Source organism: Alkaliphilus flagellatus (genome assembly GCF_018919215.1).
Lineage (GTDB): Bacteria > Bacillota > Clostridia > Peptostreptococcales > Natronincolaceae > Alkaliphilus_B > Alkaliphilus_B flagellatus.
Genome location: NZ_JAHLQK010000002.1, coordinates 300,241 through 320,028, shown reverse-complemented (window position 1 = coordinate 320,028; position 19,788 = coordinate 300,241). Strand labels below are relative to the sequence as shown.

Below are 19,788 nucleotides of genomic sequence, written 5' to 3'. Positions count from 1 at the left end.
ATAATGAATAATTGTTAAAATATATTAAACTCTATAAATATTAGATATATAATTCTTCATTTTTTACAGTACCATCTCAACTATAATATCATAATATAATATACAGAAGATTTTTCAAAGTTTTGTAAGGGGGTAATAACGTGACAGATCGGAATAAAGGTATTTTATATATGATAGCATCATCTTTATTTTTCGCATTAATGGCAGGCGCAGTTAAGTTCTCCGGTAATATACCTACAATGGAGAAGGTATTTTTCAGAAATATAGTCGGTTTTGTAGTATCTGGATATATGATTTTTAAATCCGGGGAAAGTTTTAGAGGAAATAATCCTAAGTATTTATCCTATCGTGCTATTTTAGGTTTTTTAGGAGTTGTTTTTTATTTTTATGCAATAGCTAATCTTCCCTTAGCTGATGCAGTAGTATTAAACCAATTAAACCCTTTCTTTATAATTATTTTAGCCGCTATGTTTTTAGGCGAAAAAATTAAAAAGCTTCAAATTCCTGCTATCATATTAGCATTAATAGGCGTGGTTTTTATAGCTCAACCTCAATTTAACTATACTATTTTACCAGCAGTAGTAGGAATACTTTCCTCAATATTTGCGGCTTCTGCATACACAATGATACGTCATTTAAGACTAACTGATACACCTCATATGATTGTATTTTACTTTACAGGAATATCGACTATTATAACTATACCCTTTATGGTATTAGGTGATTTTGTTATGCCAGATACAGTATCTTTTATATCTTTACTGGCCGTGGGCGTATTTTCAACATTTGCTCAATATCTAATGACCCATGCTTATCGTTATGCAGAGGCAGGGGATTTATCTATTTATTCATATGGCAATACTATATTTTCTATATTTATAGGAATTATCTTATGGAGAGAGATACCTAATTTGTTAAGCACATTAGGTGTACTTTGTATTTTAACCGGGGCTTATTTAAACTATAGGGCTAGGAAGCATGTCGTACATGTTCAATAAATATTAACTTATATAGAATTCGCCAAAATAACAAAGCTTTCATTAAAAATACCACAAGGAGAATTAACCTCCTGTGGCATTTTATTAATATTATAGTCCTTCAATCAACACAGATGTACCCATACCTCCACCGATACAAAGTGTTGCTAATCCTTTTTTAGCATCTCTTTCTTCCATTGCATAAAGCAGAGTTGTTAAAATTCTTGCTCCACTTGCCCCTACTGGATGACCTAAGGCTATTGCCCCACCTTTAACATTAACTATTTCATTATTGAAGTTTAGTCCCTTAGCTACAGATAGAGCTTGGGCGGCAAAGGCTTCGTTAGCCTCGATAAGATCTAAATCTTCAACCTTCCAGCCTGATTTTTTTAATGCTTTTTCTGTAGAAGCTACAGGACCATAACCCATAATAGCAGGCTCTACTCCACCTGAAGCATAGGCTACCAATTTAGCTAATGGTTTAAGTCCTAGTTCATTAGCTTTTTCTTTACTCATAAGTACCAATGCAGCAGCTCCATCATTAATTCCAGAAGCGTTTGCAGCTGTTACTGTACCATCCTTTTTAAATGCTGGTCTTAATTTCTCTACAGATTCCATAGTTGTTCCATATTTTATATACTCGTCCTTATCTACAAGGATATCTCCTTTTCGGGTCTTTACAATGACAGGTACTATTTCTGCATCAAATAATCCGGTTTTCTGTGCTTCTTCAGCTTTATTTTGACTTTCTACTGCAAATCTATCTTGCTCTTCTCTAGAGATATTGTATTTTTCTGCAAGGTTTTCTGCAGTTATACCCATGTGGTAATCATTAAATGCGCATGTTAGTGCATCATTAATTAAAGTATCTACTGCCTTTGTATCTCCCATTCTAGATCCCCATCTCATATCCTTTAAAACATATGGAGCCTGGGACATACTCTCTGTTCCACCTACTACTACAATATCATTATCACCAGCAATAATCGTTTGGGCACCTAGAGAAACTGCTCTAAGTCCTGATCCACATATTTTATTAATAACCATAGAAGATACTTCATAAGGTATACCTGCTTTAATAGCTGCCTGCCTTGCTACATTTTGCCCATTTCCTGCTTGTAAAACGCATCCAATAAAAACTTCATCTACCATATCTCCTGTAATTCCTGCTCTATCTAATGCACCCTTAATAGCTATTGCACCTAAATCTGCTGCACTTACATCTTTAAGTGCCCCACCGAAGTTTCCTATTGGTGTCCTAGCAGCACTCACTATTACAATTTCTCTCATGTATTACACCTCTTTATTATCATTTAGTATATCAATCTATAATGTAACAGCTCCATCTACAGATAGTACTTCACCACTTATAAACTTAGCTTCGTCGGAGGCTAAAAACAAGAAAGCATTAGCAACATCAGATGGATCTCCCAATGTTTTTAGTGGAGATTTATCCTTCATCATATCTAAAACCTTTTCAGGCATTTTAGCAGTCATTTCTGTAGCAATAAATCCTGGTGCTACTGCATTAGCTCTAATACCTTTTCTACCTAGCTCCTTTGCCCATGTTTTTGTCATACCAATAACAGCAAACTTTGTTGCGGCATAGTTTGTTTGACCAAAGTTTCCATATAAACCTACTACCGAGGATGTACTTAAGATAACACCAAAGCCTTGCTCAGCCATTATTTTCGCTGCTGCCTGCCCTGTATTATATACTCCTTTTAGATTAACAGCTATTACCTTATCAAATTGGTCCTCAGTCATTTTTAATATTTGTGCATCTGCTGTAATACCTGCATTATTAACAATAATATCAATTTTACCAAAGTGATCTTTGATATCATTCATAGTTTTATTAACCTCTTCGCTATTAACTACGTTTGCTACCACACCTAAAACATCTGCTCCCTTATCTTTAAGCTCAGTTACCACTGGATTAACCTCTTCATTTGAAATACCCCAAACAACTACTTTTGCTCCTTCTTCCGCAAACCTTAATACAGTTGCCTTACCAATACCTGAAGTTGAACCTGTTACTACTGCAATTTTTCCATCTAATCTCATTTAAAACCCTCCCTTTATATGATTAATACATCATTTATTTGAATTTTCCATCATTAACAAGTATTGCAAATCCCATGCCAATTTTTTATCCCCTATAATTAACCACTTTCTTATATTTAAAAACAAACACCATAACTACTTTTCACTAAGGAACTCTTTGAATCTTTCTGAATACAGCAAGGAATATCATAACCTACAACTTTTATTCTGTATAATATACAAAAATAGCAGCTGTACATTTCTTTTACATTGAATTATACAGCTGCTATATCATTTATATTATGTGGCTTATACGTGTGCATTTTTTGTACATATCCATAAAAAATTGTTCCTTTTATCTACAGTTAATATTTTAAATACTTCTTTATTCATTCAGTCGTATATCTTCTTCATATTTTTTTATACCTTTTTTTTCTAATTTCCAATCAATTAATCTATTAGTAAAGGTTATTACAATAGCTATTACAGGTACTCCAAGGAACATGCCGATTACTCCATAAAGTCCTCCACCTAAAACTATGGAAAAAATAATCCAAAATGGACTTAGTCCTACACTGTCGCCAAGGATTTTAGGTCCTAAAATTAATCCATCAAACTGTTGAAGTATAAATATAAATATTGTAACCCATAAGGCGTTTATAGGGCTATCAAAAAATGTTATAATTACTGCTGGTACTGCACCGATAAAGGGTCCAAAATAAGGAATCATGTTAGTAACTCCTACAATAACACTAATTAATAAAGCATATCGTATTTTTAATATAGTTAATCCCACAAAGCAAAGTACACCTATAATAAAAGAATCTATAAATTTTCCTACTATAAATTTCCCAAATATTGTATCCGCTTCTCTTCCAAAGTCTTTTAATCTATCCACTGTTTTTCCATGAAATATTGCACGTAATATTCTTTCTATTCCCTTCTTAAAAGATTCCTTATCACCTAATAAATAGAAGGAAATAATTATACCTAGTATAAAATTGAATATTCCAGATGTAATATTCCTAACTCCCATAACAATATTGTTGAAAACATAATCCAGTAATTTACTTGCCTTTGTAAATATTTCATTAATATTTTTTTCAATGTGGCCAGTAATGTTATAAACATTATTAGCTGAACTAAGCTCGTTAGACCATTTGTTGGACCATTCATCTACAATATCAATTGTAGAGTTTATATATTCTGGAACTCTTCGGCTAATTTCAGCTATGTTACTACCAATCTGTGGGGCAACAAAAACTATTACCATCGCAATTAGACCGAATAAAAATAGGTATATAGTTAAAATACTTAATACCCTCGGTAGTTTCCTAATAGATTTTATTCTACCAATTTTATTATATACCTGGGTTTCGAACCACCTAACACCTGGATTTAATAAATAAGCTATGAAAATAGCCATTATAACAGGACTTAAAACCTTCTTAAGGCTACTCATTTGAATAGATATCCATTGTAAAAAATAACCCAAGTTTCCTAATGATAAATAGAAAACAATGGATAGTGCTATTGTTAAAAATGCATATAAAGAGTACTTTAAATATTGCTTATCTAGCTTAATCTTCATTCTTCTCACCCTTATCTGTATGTTTAAACTTTTCTTTAATATGATTCTACAGTATATAGCCTATAAATTCCACTTATATTTAACTTAATTTTAAAATAACCCCCTTCGGTTATACTTATTTGGTCCAAAGGGGATTAACTTAGAGTTATATTAATCTTTTTTACATGCTCTAAATAAGGAACATCCTTTACAATCTTCACATTTCTTATAAGTTTTTAAAATAGTATAACATCTAGGACAACGTCCTTCTTTATTATCTTTTACTTCTAACTTACAGTTGGGACAAGTAACCATTATTACTTCACCTTCTCTTTTACACTTATATAATAATTTGAGCTAATATTCCAGCTGTTAAGAAAGAAATTACAAAGCTACCAATCCAAATACCTACTGATTCTTGCCAGCTTCTTTCCTTAAATATAACCATGATAGCTGCGATACAAGGAACAAATAAAGTAATAGCAACTAAAGATACTATTATTTGTGGAGGGGATAATAAACCTGCCTTGACTAAAGAGTCCAGTCCTGCTGCTCCAAAGTCCCTTCTAACTATACCCATAATAAAAGCTGTAGCTACTCGAGGATCTAGCTTTAAGAATCCTTGCGTTATTGGTGCAAAAACTCCTATTACTCCATCTAAAGCACCGGTATACTGCATAACTGTAATTATTACTGCTCCTAGTGCGAACAATGGTCCTGCTTCCTTCATAAACATAACAGATTTAGTATAAGTTTTTTTAAGCACATTAGATAACTGTGGTAATCGTAGTGGTGGTAAATCTATTAATAAGTCAGTTGACTTTCCAGGCATTACTTTATTTAATAATGTTCCTACAATTACAAATACGGCAAATATAGTAATAACATATATCATAGTATATTTAAATCCTAATGGAGCAACTAATCCTGCAATAACTCCAATCTGTGCAGAACAAGGTATTGCTAATCCTAATAACATAGTTGCAATAAAACGCTCTCTTTTTGATCCTAATAGTCGGGTCGTAATAGTGGCCATAGTAACGCATCCAAACCCAAGTATCATTGGTATAACTGCCCTACCATTTAGACCCAAACTCATAAGCATACGATCTACTAGGGTAGCTATTCTTGGCAAATATCCTGAGTCCTCTAGAGCTGAAAGTATAAGATAAAAACCAACTACTAAAGGTAATAAAAGTCCTAATAAATAGATTGGAGTCATAGTAAATAATCCAAATTCTCCAATTAATAGCTGCCCTATAAAACTCTCTTCTACAATTAATCCAGAGAATAAATTCATAATAAAATTATTATAATAAGTGCCCATTATAACTTCTTCTGTAACTCCTACCACTGTTTGTGCTACAAATACCCCTATAAGTTGGTACATAATAAATAATGTAAAAGCTAAAATAGGAATACCTGTTAAAGGTTGAACCATCCATCTTCCAAGCTTAGTTTTAAAAGATGCTCCTTGAGTATTTTCAGAAACTACCTTATTAATTATTGCATCTACTTTTCGTCTTCTTTCCATATAGATTGTTTCTCGGAGTTTATCATTAAATGTAACATTATTACGAGAAATAACATTTTCATCTTCCTCTAGTACTAATAAAGCCTCTGAAGCCACTTCAACTTGATTTTCTACAGCAGGTATATATTTTTTTACTATATTTAGTTGATTTCCTGATGTAGCACAGCAAAGGGCATTTTTTACATCTTCAATTCCTTCTCCCTTTATGGCTGTAGTAGCTATTACCTTAACACCTAGCTCTTTTGAAAGTTGTTTAATATCAATATTCATTCCATTTCTTTTAACATCATCCATCATATTAAGTGCCACAATTACAGGTTTACCCATATCTATTATTTGCTGAGTTAAAAATAGGTCCCTCTCTAAATGTACAGCATCTACTACATTTAAAATAATATCTCCATTCAGTATAACGTCCCTGGCTACTTTTTCTTCGTCATTAAATGATGATACTCCATATACGCCAGGAGTATCCATTACAAAATCATCTTTATACTTTCCATGGCTAATATCAACTGTAGTTCCTGGAAAGTTAGATACATCTACATACATACCTGTTAAAGCATTGAAAAAAACTGATTTCCCTACGTTCGGATTCCCTACTAATACTATTTTTTTGCTACCTTCGGGAATTTCTACAACCGTATTTAAATCATGACAACTCATACTCATACCTCACATTCATTATATAATTTTTATTTGTATAGTCTCTGCAAGTCTACGTCCAATCGCTATTTCTTGCATTCTATTTTGCAAAATAATTGGTCCAGCCGGCAGTTTTTCTGCGCATATAAGCTGTGCTCCTTCACAAATTCCAAATCTTATAGCCTGAGCACGAATACCAGCATCAGGTATATTAAGTATTTCAATTCTCTGTCCCTTTACTGCACTATCTAACGTCATTACAGTACACCTCCAAGTAATTATATAAATTTGAATTTAAAATTCATTATCATTAGAGCAATGTAAGTGATTACCATTTTCATTTATAATATACTCCTCTTATATTCCTTTGTCAATAAAAAAACAAAATCGCCTGATGCTATTATACAAAAATAAAAGAGAACTCTAATTTAGAATTCTCTCAATATCTTAGAATATAATTACTATTTGAAGTTTCTAGTTCTCATCAGCAACAAAGGGTAGTTTAATGCTATCCTATTAAATGCCGAGAATATTACCAATCTACTCTTTCTTTAAAAAGCTCTCTATATTTATAAAACTTATACATTCTTAGACACAATAAAGTTAGGTACTGTATAACACTCCACTATACTTCCTATAATATTTTTAGTACCTGTACGAGTATATAGTCCTTGAAGCTTTCCGTTATACATAAACAGTCCAATTAAGTAATTATTTTCTACAAATTTAATATCATTATCCTTTACCATAGCCATTGGTAGTTTAGGTATTTTGCAAAACTGCTGCAATATATATTCGTCTTTCGCTTCTTTTTTTATAATATTTTTCCATTCTTCTTTAGTAAAATCAGCACCTATACGTACTCCTCTTGATGCGTATTTATCCATAGGCTTCAAAACCAATTCATCTTTATTGCTAATAGTAAATTCTAATAGTTCTTCGTTTTCTATATTAAATATAGTAGTATATGGAATATGTTTTTTCACAAACTCCCTTTCTTCTTCTGTTAAGAAAGGTGTCTTTGTAGAATCGTGTAAAATTGCAAATATTATTTTGTTATGTATTACTTGAGACCGTATAGACCCTACTACACATATGTTTCCATCTAAATAGGCATTAATAAAGTCCTTTACTTCATCTTGCTTTTCTATAATCTCCCATGTTACGGCTCTACGATATATACAGTCTATTCTAAAGTCTCCATAGTAGAGCTTATTATCTCTATATACCAGATCTCTAGGGTCTGCAATAACTGTTTTACATCCAAAGTTTTCAAAGGTTTTTTTAAATTCTACAAACTCACTAGGTGGGTTACCATCTAACCAGTCTATAATTGCAATTTGAGGCTTATCTTCACTCTTACTAAATTCCCTGTAATTGGTTAATAAAGCCTCCGCCCAAGAATCAAACAACTCAAAATCCTGTAATATATGGGACTTTTTCAATTTATCTACTGCAAAGGATTCTCCAATTATTTTTTGTAATTCCCTGGCTTCTACCATTCCTGAAGAACCGTCAGCATTTAATTCACAAAATTGAAAGCTACCGTCCAGATTATAGAAAATATCAAATCTACCCATTGGTATATTTATACTATACCCTGGATCTTTTAAAATAAGTTGCTCTAGAAGAGGCGAAAATCCAAAGTAAGATCGAAATTTTTCATCCTCTATATATTTATTAATAACCTTATTTAGTATTTTTATCAATTGATCTGTAAGACTTTTAAAACGCTTAAAATCATCTTCACCTAAAAGCATCGGCTGATACAAAAACTCTACTGGATTCCCTTTATATTTTGCTGGTGACTCTTCTACTCTTTGCATTACTTGACTATAGTCTTTAAGGAAAGCATCTTTGTTTTTCATTACAATATCTTCATAAGTATTATATAATTCCCTTGTTATGGACATCTTCTTCCCCTCTCACCCATTGGTTTAAATTGCACCACTTTAATCCATTTACTCCCTCATTTCTGACTTTCTCTTTAGATATGGTGGATAAATTATTTTTATTGATTAATAGTTTCTCCAAGGGCATTAACATTTCCTTCTCTTCTGGACTTAAAGCTTTTTTAGCTAAATCAAAAATTATACGAATAAAATCATATACGGCTTTTGATCCTATGTGCCCACCAAATCCCTTTTCGTGCATAAGATCTTTAGCTATATGAATTTGGTCATCCTCAGCTCTCAAAGATAGTTTGTATAAATACTCCAAAGCAATTTCATTGTAAAATATCCCTTTAATTAAGGTAATATAGGAGAAGTTATATGGATATGGTAAAGAATCTCCCATGCGAAGTTCTATATAGTTTTTTGCCCTAACATCTGGGAATACCATGGTCATAATATGATCTATTTCCTCTTCAGAAAAAGTATATTCTTCCATAATCTGCTCTACAGTCTTATCACCAGTACCAATAAACTCTCCATCTTTCATAACTAAAATAGGCGGAACACTTAATATATATTTCCCATAATCTTTATAGCCAAATTTCTTGTTTAAGGAATTAGGCACAATATCACTTCTTTGTTTATCTGTATTTTCCCATATAAGACTTCTCAGACCAAATTTATAATAAATTTGTCCTTCAAAAATAGGTGAATTATCTGATATTAAATATAGTAATGGACTAATAAAATTAGCAACTCTAAATTTTCTAATAAAATCCTCCTCATTAATATAATCTATAGATACTTGAAGAGCCGCTGTACCCTTCATCATATTATGAGCATACTTTCCCTTTTCTCCAAGATATTTAGACATATATTCATATCTTTTTTTAGGATTAAAAGGAATTTGGTCAATAGATGACTTTGGATGGTATCCTATTGCCATTAGTAATAGATTTCGTTCTTCTAATATAGGTACTATGTCATTTAAAAAATTAAAATAAATAGACTTTATCTCATCTATAGTATCGCAGGGTTTGATGCTGACCTCTAACTGTCCCCCAGGTTCTAATGTAATTTCTCTGTCTTCTCCCATTAACCCTACTAGATAATCTCCTTCATATTTACCTTTATATCCTTTTAATAGTAGCTTGTTGAGGATTCCTTCTATACCTTCCTCTCCATAATAAGTAACAGATTGTAAGGTATCTTCCTTAACAACAATATGTTCAAACTCAACACCGATTCTAAACTGATTCGGTGATTTTTCCCCTTGTTTAATTATTGATACAATCGATTCTAGATTTTTTTCATATTTCATATGACCTACCCTCATCTCGATAAAAATTCATATAAATTATACATTAATAGTTTAGTACCCTAAACAAAACAGTTTTACACATTTTTTTCACATATTTATTACATTTTTATTACAAATAAAAAATAATTCTTATTAGTAATAATTAATTGTCGTGTTTTAGAATCAAAATACATCTCACTAATATCCCAGGGAAGATCCATAATCTTTTTACTCTCTCCTGCTCTATTTATTTCTATTAACTCTCGTCCATTAATTAAATAAGCATTATCCTCATATGAAATAACAAACATATCTTTACTATTCAAAATAACTGGTTTATCAAAGATTTTTCTATTATCTTTAAAAACCTCAACAATCTCTACCCTATCCCTTTTTCCTATACTGCTTCCATATATGTATGTGTCAAACAATGCCTCATAAAAGTTATAAGGCATATTACCTACTTCTTTTCCCATTTTAGTTTTAAAGCTATAAATAAATATTTTTTCGTAATCTATATTCTCAAGTTCTCCATTTGTATTCCTGTTTATTTTTCCTACTGAAAGTCCTACAAGGGAACTATCCTTGGACCACTGGATATTATCTATAGCATCTATTAAACCTATATCATTTTTATATATAGTCTTGTCACTTTTGCCATCTATATTATAAACAGCGAACTCAGTACCTATGTAAGACTGCCAATCTCCTACAAAAATTTGTTGGTTTTTCAATATTTTTGGTTCTCTAATAAAGGCAATCATCTCATCATTTGGAGACCACTTTGCTGCAGTTGCATCTATAGTATCATATAATTTACCATTGCTATCATAAACTTCTCTATTGTCAAATATAAAGTAGTGGCTTTTGTTACTCCAATGAGTTGTGTATGAAAATGTAAAAAATGCATCATTAGAAATCTTATCCTTTATTTTTATAGGAGCATCTTCATCCAGCATATATCTATATAAATCTGATTCTCCCTGAACTCCCTTAGTATATAAAATGCCTTTCTGATCTGGAGAAACTAATATATTAGGACTATAAGATCCATATATTTCCTCATCTATTTTTTTCTCATTACCATTCTGTCTAACAAATAGTCTTCCATCTAAATCTACATATATAGCATCCCGCCCATTTAGTGGAATAAACACATCATATTCTCCAACTTGACTATATCTTTGTTCTAGACTGTGACTATTTAAATCTAATGCATAAAATCCCCATTTATCATTTTTAATTCCACTAAAAAAGAACTTGCCATCTTCTACTTTAAATCCATTAATACTAGAAAATTTTTCTACTGATTTTACTTCGAGAAGTTCTCCCTTTTTCATATTAATAGGCAAATTCTTATTACTTTCTTCCTTTGATATTTTAGAACATCCTATAAATACTATTAAAACTACAAGGATATTTATACATAAAAATAACCTTTTTTTCATAACATTGCACCACCTTACACTATGTTTATTGTATTTTTCCCTTTTTTAATAAATTAATTCAATAGCTAAGAGTTCTAAGGTTCTATATATTTTTTAAAAATAGCGTATTTCAATTCAAACTCTATTTAGACTTATTTAGATTTAAATTGAATGCAATAACTTCCTAGGGCTCAAATAAAGGATTGCTAAAAAACTTGTCGAATTATATAATATATTTTTAGGGCAATTACATAATTAAGCAAATTACTTGACTAAAGAGATTGCATAATGGATTCTACCAAATATTTTGTAAAATTATAATATGCAATTTTCTAAGCAATTATAGTCAAATTTTTTATGAGAGGAGATTTATAATGAAAATGTCTTTAAGGTGGAAGATTCTCACCCTGCTTGTAGTGCTAACTTTGCTACCTACTGTATTTTTGGGCTTTATTAACTATCGAGTTGCGAATAAAATTTTAACTACATCACTAGAAGAAAGCTCCCATGAAATTACACATAGAATGAGTGATACATTTAATGTATTTATGAACTCTATGGAAGAAGCTACAAATATGTTGTCAGAAGATGCTAATGTTCAGCAAATATACACGGTTGAGGCATCTAAATCTTGGATGATGGAGAGTTTAAAATCCATTAAAGATACACATAAAAATATACAATCTATTTATTTAGGTACAAGAGATAAGGAAACATTTATTTATCCCTATGCAGATTTGTCTGCAGATTTTGATCCTCAAACTAGAGAATGGTATACAGGTGCAATTAAAAATAATGGCATCTTTTGGACTAGTCCATATGTGGATGAAGCTACAGGTAACCTTACAATTACGGTTTCAAAACCTGTATATAATGCGAGAAACGGCAATGAGTTTATTGGTGTTGTAGGTATTGATGTGTCCTTAGATAGCGTATCGACCATGTTAACAGATGCTACCATAGGAGAAGAAGGATATTTATCATTATCAGATTCTAACGGTGTCTTAATAATACATCCGGATAAAGAACTTGTAGGAAAAGAGCTTCCAGTATCAGATCTTCTCAATGCTATTAAATCCAACAATATGGAGCCAATAAAATATGCTTATGGAGATAAAGATCGTATTGGAGTATTTGATAATATAGACAGAACTGGTTGGAAAATAATAGGTACAGTTTTTATTAGTGAAATACAACATGATACTTCTACAATACTCAATCAAAGTATGTTATATGGAGGATTATCTCTATTAATTACTATCATTATCGGTATTTTCTTTGCATTAGGTATTACAAGGGCTACAGGTAAACTAGTTAAAGATATGGATAGAATAGGTAGTGGAGACTTTACTGTACGTACTAATATAGCTTCACATGATGAGATAGGATCACTATCAATAACTATAAATAAAACTATAGAGCATATTAGTCAATTGTTATTTAATGTACAAAAAGCTTCAAGTGAAATTAATTTGGCTGCTGATAGTTTAGCTGCATCTTCACAACAAACTAGTGCTTCCACTGAAGAAGTTAGTAGAACGGTAGAAGAAATCGCAAGAGGTGCTTCCGATCAAGCTAGAGATGCAGAGCAAGGTGCTGTTATGATTCATCAGTTATCTGAAAAATTTAATGAGTTAAATAATGAAACTATAGAAATGTTAGAATTATCAAATGCGGTGGTAGGTGCCAATGAAAAAGGTGTTGAAACTGTACAAGAGTTAACAGAAAAAACGGATAGCAATAAGGATGCAATTCATCGAGTTGAAATAGCTATCAAGGAACTTGATGAACACACACAGTCAATTGGTGTAATATTACAAACCATTAGCTCTATAGCAGACCAAACTAATTTATTAGCCCTTAATGCTGCTATTGAAGCTGCCAGAGCGGGAGAAGCTGGTAGGGGATTTGCAGTAGTTGCTGAAGAAATTAGGAAATTAGCTGAGCAATCTAGTTCGTCTACTGATGAAATAAGGCATATTACTACGGATATATTAACAAAAAGTAGTAATGCAGTATCAATAATGGGTGAGGTAAAATCTCAAACTGAGGATCAAGTTTTAGCAGTAGAAGATGTGAGCACTTCCTTTGGAAGTATATATGATTCAATAGAGAAAATGACGAAAAAAATTAAGGGGTTAACTACCCACATAGATGAGATGACTGAAAATAGCAGCTATATTGTTTCTTTTATAGAAAATATATCTGCAGTGTCCGAAGAGACAGCGGCTGCCTCTGAAGAAGTTACTGCTGCCATGGAACAAACTGCTTCAGCTGTTGATGAAGTAGCTAATGCGGCAGAGCACTTAAATGACTTGGCTGGACAATTAAAGTCTCAAGTAGAAGTATTTAAAATATAGTTAAAACCAGTCTCTAGGAAATTCCTAGAGACTATTTTTATTTTCTATCTAAAAATTAAAAGTACGACAGAAGTCGATGTGATAGCGATAGATGGCTTTTAAAGATTATTTTGAAGTTTGCAAGCTTTAATTACATGTTTAGCTAAAATTGAAGTAGTTACAGAACCTACCCCGCCAGGTACAGGTGTTATCATACTAGCCTTTTTTTCACACTGATCAAAATCCACATCTCCATGTAAATTTCCTTCTTCATCTACATTTATACCAACATCAATAACTACTGCCCCTTCTTTTACAAAATCCTCTTTTACAAACTTACCCTTACCTATTGCTGCTACTAAAATATCTCCTTCTTGGGTAACCTTAGAGAGTTCTCGGGTTCTGGAGTGACAAATTGTTACTGTAGCATTTTCCTTAAGTAGTAATAGTGCAGCAGGCTTACCTACAACCATTGATCTTCCTAAAACCACTGCCTTTTTCCCCTCCATAGGGACTTGATAGTGCTTTAAAATTTCAATAACTGCCATAGGTGTACATGGAGGGAAACCTGTATCATCTCCCTCTAGTAACTTTGCAGCATTAATAGGACTAAAACAATCTACATCTTTTTCTGGCACAATTTCATATTTAATAACTTCTTCGTTTAAATGTTTAGGAAGAGGTCTAAAAACCAATATTCCATGAATATTTGTATCATTATTTATTTTTCTCAATTCTTTGATGAAGTCTTCCTGTGTAATATCTTCTGGTAACTCCTTGACCTCTGTTTCTACTCCAACCTTAGCACATCTGTTTAATGCTCCCCTTTCATATGCCAAGTCATCTGGTCTTGCACCTACCCTAATAATTGCAAGCTTTGGAGTTATTTCTTTTTCTTTCAGAATCTCCACTTCTTTTATTAAGTCTTCACTAATATTATCAGCGACAGCCTTTCCTTTTAATAATGTTGACATTTACATAACCCCTCCCTAGTAATATTTTTAATTTAGTTTTTATTTAAATATGTAGTGTACCAATAACTTTGTATTCCGAAGGTATATTATATTCAGAAAAGTCTCCATCCAGTTCTTTTGTATATATACTCCAATTTGCTACTAGTCCTTCTTGGTTAAAGGCTCTTTCCATATAAAGCATCATAATACCAGCATCTAACATAAGATGCTTTTCGTCAACATCTTTTCCACCTACAGTTAAAATAATCTGATCATTATCTATAATTAGTCTCCATGGCTGAAGATTTGCCCAAGATGGTGCTAACCTAATACTATGTAATATTCTCTCTATTCCCATCATCTCTAGCTCCTCATGAGAAATAGACTTACCCCACTGACCCTTAAATACAAAATCTTCTACCCCTATACGTGAACTTACACTCTTTTTAGTAAATGGTATACGTGTCTTTGGATATCCAAGAGCCACCATAGCAACTATTTCACCTGGTTTGTCTATTCCAAGAGCATCTTTCAATCCACTTGCATCCTTCTCTACGGAAACCCAACAACTTCCTATGTTAAGCTCTACTGCCTTTAGCACTAATTGTTCTAAAATATAAGCTGTGTTTAATAAATATCCTTCCTTAGATTCGCTAAGTAATGCAATATAATGAGGGGCTAAAATCGGATTTCCTACATAGCCTGCCCTTCCTTTTAAAATATCCTGTTTTTCCCAACCATCTTCAATAAAAGCAAAGTCAATCTCTATATTCTTTTGTAACACCCGCACTTCCTTTAAAAATTTCTCCAGCTCTTTAATTTCATTGGAACTTAGCTTATTTTTTTGATACTCCCTAACAGATTTCCTGTTTTCAAGTAAATTAATAAATGTCATGACCCTCACTCCTTTTTATGTTTTATATAATATATTATTTTTGTATACCCACTTAAATATAAATCCAATCTTTAATAGTCTAAATTTATACAAAAACACATAGCCGCTTTTACTATTCCTTTTGCTCAATTTCTAACTCCAATTGCATCAACTTTTCTATAGTTGCCTCCGGTAATTTTTCAAGTAGCTCTTTCCTGTATTGTTTGCATTCCTCTACTTTATTTCGCTTTTTCTGCTTTCTTTCAATATCTACCCAAGATACCTTCTTGTTACGATAGTATAGATCAAAGTCTACTAAACGTTCTCCTTCTTCATTATACTCTAATCCTAATAATAGTTTTTTTACTTTTTCTGGAGGGTAAAGTGTAAACAAACGAACTTGATAGGCTAGTACAGAGTATAGTACTAGAGCATGGTCCCGCGTCCAAGTCTCTCCTAAAACCATTCCTAGCTCTAACTGATTCAAAACTAACATAAGTCTTCTATAATGCTCTGAATAGTATCCCTTAGAATCATATATATTAATCCTTAATTCGTACCATTGTCCACCATCCATACTTTGAGTGATAAATACAATCCCCTCTAGCCTAAGTCTTTTTTGAACATTATTAACAGGATGAGGTAATAATAGTAAGCTTTCAATAAAATCCTTTCCACCTAACTTACCACCTATAGGCTTATTCGTTAGTGCCAGTAGTGTATCCATTTTTTCGCCTTTTCTAATGCCTTCCTTCCAAGAAATAATTTCTCCATCATAGGATTTTTTCAATCTATCTACTACTTTGTTTTCATCCCCAGCAATTCTCATTATTAGACAAGCTGGTCCCAAATCTGCCCTATGTATAAGCCCACTTAGGTGGCTAGTTAAAATAGAAGCTAAAAATATAGAAGATGGCTCTCTTATTAAAATAATATATTTTGCATCATCTATATCTGTCTTTTCTCGTTGTGCATCCGTTATAAAAACAATTGTACTATCCTCTGTTGATTCATCTAAACATTGTTCAAATTCTCTAGGTTTGCCATCCAATTTTTTTACAATAAAGTCTTTCAACTCTTCTGTCTTATCCGTTCTTAAAAATAAAAGTCTAGCTCCCATTCTTAAAAAAAGCATAGTTATCTCCCCCTAATGATTCTATAGTCCTATACTGCCTCTTTCCATTTTTCTATAATAATTTATCCCCAAGGGATATTCAATTTTATAAATTCTTCCTGTGGATAAGGCAATAGCATTCATGTTGAGTAACCCATTTAAAACAACTTTATCCTCCTCTTTATGGTGAACAGGATCAAAGGAATGACCAAATAGACAATAGTCTGTCTTATTATTGGATTTTTCATACTCGTGACTTACATAAAATGAGCACCCTTCTATTTCTATTACACCTTTTTTAAAAATAATACCCTTATTTGAGAACTTTATAACACTATCTATATCATCATGGTTTCCCATCACATAATAGGGGGTTGCACTATGGCCTTCTATACAATCAATAAATTTTTTTAAACCTCTTTCATATAGCGGTAAATATTTATAATTAGTCTCTAACTTTATATTGTCTACGATATCCCCAGTATGCACAATATATTGTGGATTAATATTATTAATAGCCTTCATAATGTATTGGTAAGATTCTTCTGGAGTATCGCTGATATGTAATAAGATAGGACCTTTTTCGTTCTTTATCTCTGGTGGTATATATGGTCTGTTTATAAACAGATATATTTTTTCCTTTAGTCTAGATCTGATAATTAATCTTCTCCTTTCTTACAACTTTTAGCCTCCACCTACAGGAGGAAAAATTGAAACTGTATCTCCTTCTACTAATTCTACAATAAACTCTCCATCCCTTCCATTAATTAATAATATAGCAATATCTTCCTTAGATATACTTAATTTTCTTATAATATCCATAGGTGTAGATGCTGTTGGAAGATTAATTATAAGCTCCTTACCTCTATTCTGCCTAAGGGTTGCAAATAACCTTACCTTTATATCCATAAAATCACCTCCATATATCACATCGACTTCTGTCTCATTTGAGTTAAAAATTTAAAGTGGTAAAATACTTATGGACCACTGTTTTTTATAAACTCCTACTCTTTATAAAAATATACTTTCCTGCTTTATTAAAAAGAAGAGCCCTTTCGGAAGCTCTTCTTCTGCCCTATATACTCTATTCAATATGTTATCATCAGATTACTATGCTAAACTGACTTCTCCTATTACTCCTAATTGCTCTAGCCTTTCATCAGTTGGTATACCGTTTTCATCCCAACCTCTTAGGGCATAATACTCGGGTAGTAATTCTGCTAAACTATGAGTATTTCCTTTAGAAGGTCCATCAACAATCCCATCTTCTAATAATCTCTTAGGCAAGGTATCATCAGCAACTGACAAGCCAGAATCAATATTAAATAGTTTTTCTATATTCCAAATCCTTTCTCCTGCCTCTAACAGTGATGTGGCACTATAATCTGTTCCACAAACAGCATTATATAAATCACTATAATCTTCTGCTCCCATTGCAAAGGATGTAAATAAACATAATCCAAGAGAATCTATTGCTGCTGTTAAGTCTTGGAATATTTTTACCCATGCCGCTTTTCCTTCAATACTAAATCTATCTAGCTTTTCCGGTAATCCTAAAATCTCTGGCGAAATAAGGTAACCTCTAACATGACAGCCTCCACGATTGGAAGTAGCATAGGCTAAACCTTGACCTTGTATGCCCCTTGGATCATAGGCAGGTATCTCCTGCTTTTTAACTGACATAGATACTTCAGGAGCACCATACATTTCACCTAATCTATATGAGCCTTCTGCGAGTTTATCTCCAAATCCTTCTCTTAATCCTATTCGTTTTGTCCACTCTATAATAGCTTCAGTGTTTCCCCATGTAAGCGGAACTTCCTTCACCTCATCTTCTGCAATTAATCCCTTTTGATAAAGCTCCATTGCAGCAGCGATAGTAGTAGATGCTGAAATGGTATCCAATCCCATTTCGTTACATAATTCATTAGCTTTAATAATTCCCTTCATATCTGAAACTCCACAGTCAGAACCAAAGCCCCAGATAGTTTCATATTCTGGACCAGCAAGCTCTTCATTATCTACCTTACACCAGCGTCCACAGGCGATGGGACAGCTATAGCATCCTACCTTTTTAACTAAATACTTCTCAGCTAGGGTTTCTCCACTTATATCTTCTGCCTTTTCAAACTGAGAGTATTGGAAATTGTTAGTTGGAAACACACCATTTTCATTTATAATATTAACTAACACTGCTGTACCATAGGTTGGAAGTCCCTGTCCAGTAACACCATTTTCTCTTATTTTCTTATTAACTCTAGATACTGCTTCCTTTAATAGCTCTGGGTTATGTACTGGAACCTTGCCTGTTCCTCTTACTGTAATTGCCTTTAGATTCTTTGAGCCCATAACAGCTCCAACTCCCGAACGACCAGCTGCCCGATCCATATCATTCATAACTGCTGCTATATTAGAAAGTTTTTCTCCTGCAGGACCAATATTTAATATCTTTACCTTTTCACCTATTTCTTCTCGTAATAAACTATTTACTTCTGAAGTAACCTTTCCCCATAGATGTGAGGCATCTTTAATTTCAACCTTATCGTCTTGAATATCGATGTATACTGGACTATCTGCCTTATCTTCAACTATAAGTAAATCATATCCTGCAAACTTCAACTCTGCTCCCCAGCGTCCACCAGAGTTAGAACTTGCAATTGTGCCAGTTAAAGGTGATTTTGTAACTACCATATATCTTCCACCAGTTGGAGTTGGTGTACCACTAAGTGGTCCAGTTGCAATAATTAGCTTGTTTTGGGGACAGAGAGCATCTACCTTAGGATCCACTTCATCCATTAGTATTTTCTCTCCTAAGCCCCTTCCTCCTAGAAACTTTTTAGCTAAATCTAAATCTAGCTCTTCTTTTTTAATGCTTCTTTCTCTTAAATTAATACGTAAAATTTTTCCATGATAGCCGTACATATATACCCCCCTCATTTTTTAAATCTTCTCGCCCATTTAAATTATAGCAAAAGCTATGCCATGGTTAGTATTTTTACATATTAAATATAAGTAATTAACTCATCTATTGCAACATCTTCAACTTAAAATTACATATTCTAATATATCTAATAAATTATCCTTTATATTAATGATCCCGTTCCATAACGATAC

At 32.5% G+C, this 19,788-nt stretch carries 16 protein-coding genes; 2 read left to right on the top strand and 14 right to left on the bottom strand.

The window, feature by feature from the left end:
- Nucleotides 1-140: 140 nt before the first annotated feature.
- Nucleotides 141-998 carry a DMT family transporter gene (locus KQI88_RS06415; RefSeq protein WP_216415524.1) on the top strand — a complete coding sequence of 286 codons (858 nt, stop codon included), beginning with the start codon at nt 141-143 and terminating at the stop codon, nt 996-998.
- Between the two features lie 90 nt (nt 999-1,088).
- Here KQI88_RS06415 and KQI88_RS06410 read toward each other — a convergent pair whose 3' ends face one another.
- The 8 genes from KQI88_RS06410 to KQI88_RS06375 all read right to left on the bottom strand — a co-directional run bounded on the left by KQI88_RS06410 (nt 1,089) and on the right by KQI88_RS06375 (nt 11,415).
- Nucleotides 1,089-2,267, bottom strand: a complete 1,179-nt coding sequence (locus KQI88_RS06410; protein ID WP_216415523.1) for an acetyl-CoA C-acetyltransferase — start codon at nt 2,265-2,267, stop codon at nt 1,089-1,091.
- 36 nt (nt 2,268-2,303) lie between these two features.
- Nucleotides 2,304-3,044 carry a beta-ketoacyl-ACP reductase gene (locus KQI88_RS06405; RefSeq protein ID WP_216415522.1) on the bottom strand — a complete coding sequence of 247 codons (741 nt, stop codon included), beginning with the start codon at nt 3,042-3,044 and terminating at the stop codon, nt 2,304-2,306.
- Nucleotides 3,045-3,408: 364 nt separating this feature from the next.
- Nucleotides 3,409-4,614, bottom strand: coding sequence for an AI-2E family transporter (locus tag KQI88_RS06400; protein WP_216415521.1), 1,206 nt, complete (start codon nt 4,612-4,614; stop codon nt 3,409-3,411).
- A 319-nt stretch (nt 4,615-4,933) separates the two neighbouring features.
- Entirely contained in the window at nt 4,934-6,793 is a 1,860-nt protein-coding gene (feoB, locus tag KQI88_RS06395; protein ID WP_216415520.1) for a ferrous iron transport protein B, read from the bottom strand.
- An 18-nt stretch (nt 6,794-6,811) separates the two neighbouring features.
- Nucleotides 6,812-7,030 (bottom strand): FeoA family protein, encoded by a 219-nt coding sequence (locus tag KQI88_RS06390; protein ID WP_212381524.1) that lies wholly within the window; start codon nt 7,028-7,030, stop codon nt 6,812-6,814.
- 320 nt (nt 7,031-7,350) lie between these two features.
- Nucleotides 7,351-8,685, bottom strand: coding sequence for a circularly permuted type 2 ATP-grasp protein (locus tag KQI88_RS06385; RefSeq protein WP_216415519.1), 1,335 nt, complete (start codon nt 8,683-8,685; stop codon nt 7,351-7,353).
- Entirely contained in the window at nt 8,660-9,988 is a 1,329-nt protein-coding gene (locus KQI88_RS06380) for a glutamate--cysteine ligase (protein WP_216415518.1), read from the bottom strand. The genes KQI88_RS06385 and KQI88_RS06380 overlap by 26 nt, the downstream gene beginning before the upstream one ends.
- Before the next feature lie 98 nt (nt 9,989-10,086).
- Entirely contained in the window at nt 10,087-11,415 is a 1,329-nt protein-coding gene (locus KQI88_RS06375) for a TolB-like translocation protein (RefSeq protein WP_216415517.1), read from the bottom strand.
- A 353-nt stretch (nt 11,416-11,768) separates the two neighbouring features.
- On the opposite strand from KQI88_RS06375, the gene KQI88_RS06370 reads away from it, so the two are divergent.
- The gene (locus KQI88_RS06370) at nt 11,769-13,754 is read left to right on the top strand and encodes a methyl-accepting chemotaxis protein (RefSeq protein WP_216415516.1); all 1,986 of its coding nucleotides are present in this window, start codon (nt 11,769-11,771) and stop codon (nt 13,752-13,754) included.
- A 98-nt stretch (nt 13,755-13,852) separates the two neighbouring features.
- Here the strand turns inward: KQI88_RS06370 and KQI88_RS06365 are convergent, their stop codons facing one another.
- The 6 genes from KQI88_RS06365 to KQI88_RS06340 form a co-directional block, all read right to left on the bottom strand.
- The gene (locus KQI88_RS06365; protein ID WP_216415515.1) at nt 13,853-14,707 is read right to left on the bottom strand and encodes a bifunctional 5,10-methylenetetrahydrofolate dehydrogenase/5,10-methenyltetrahydrofolate cyclohydrolase; all 855 of its coding nucleotides are present in this window, start codon (nt 14,705-14,707) and stop codon (nt 13,853-13,855) included.
- A 43-nt stretch (nt 14,708-14,750) separates the two neighbouring features.
- Nucleotides 14,751-15,581, bottom strand: a complete 831-nt coding sequence (locus KQI88_RS06360) for a nitroreductase family protein (protein WP_216415514.1) — start codon at nt 15,579-15,581, stop codon at nt 14,751-14,753.
- A 112-nt stretch (nt 15,582-15,693) separates the two neighbouring features.
- Nucleotides 15,694-16,695, bottom strand: a complete 1,002-nt coding sequence (locus tag KQI88_RS06355) for a hypothetical protein (RefSeq protein WP_216415513.1) — start codon at nt 16,693-16,695, stop codon at nt 15,694-15,696.
- A 21-nt stretch (nt 16,696-16,716) separates the two neighbouring features.
- Nucleotides 16,717-17,235: a metallophosphoesterase gene (locus KQI88_RS06350; RefSeq protein ID WP_330656127.1), complete on the bottom strand. Its 519-nt coding sequence runs from the start codon at nt 17,233-17,235 to the stop codon at nt 16,717-16,719.
- Nucleotides 17,236-17,358: 123 nt separating this feature from the next.
- Nucleotides 17,359-17,583 (bottom strand): MoaD/ThiS family protein, encoded by a 225-nt coding sequence (locus KQI88_RS06345; protein WP_216415512.1) that lies wholly within the window; start codon nt 17,581-17,583, stop codon nt 17,359-17,361.
- Nucleotides 17,584-17,784: 201 nt separating this feature from the next.
- Complete coding sequence (locus KQI88_RS06340) at nt 17,785-19,596, bottom strand: aldehyde ferredoxin oxidoreductase family protein (RefSeq protein WP_216415511.1); 1,812 nt, start codon at nt 19,594-19,596, stop codon at nt 17,785-17,787.
- Between the last annotated feature and the right edge of the window lie 192 nt (nt 19,597-19,788).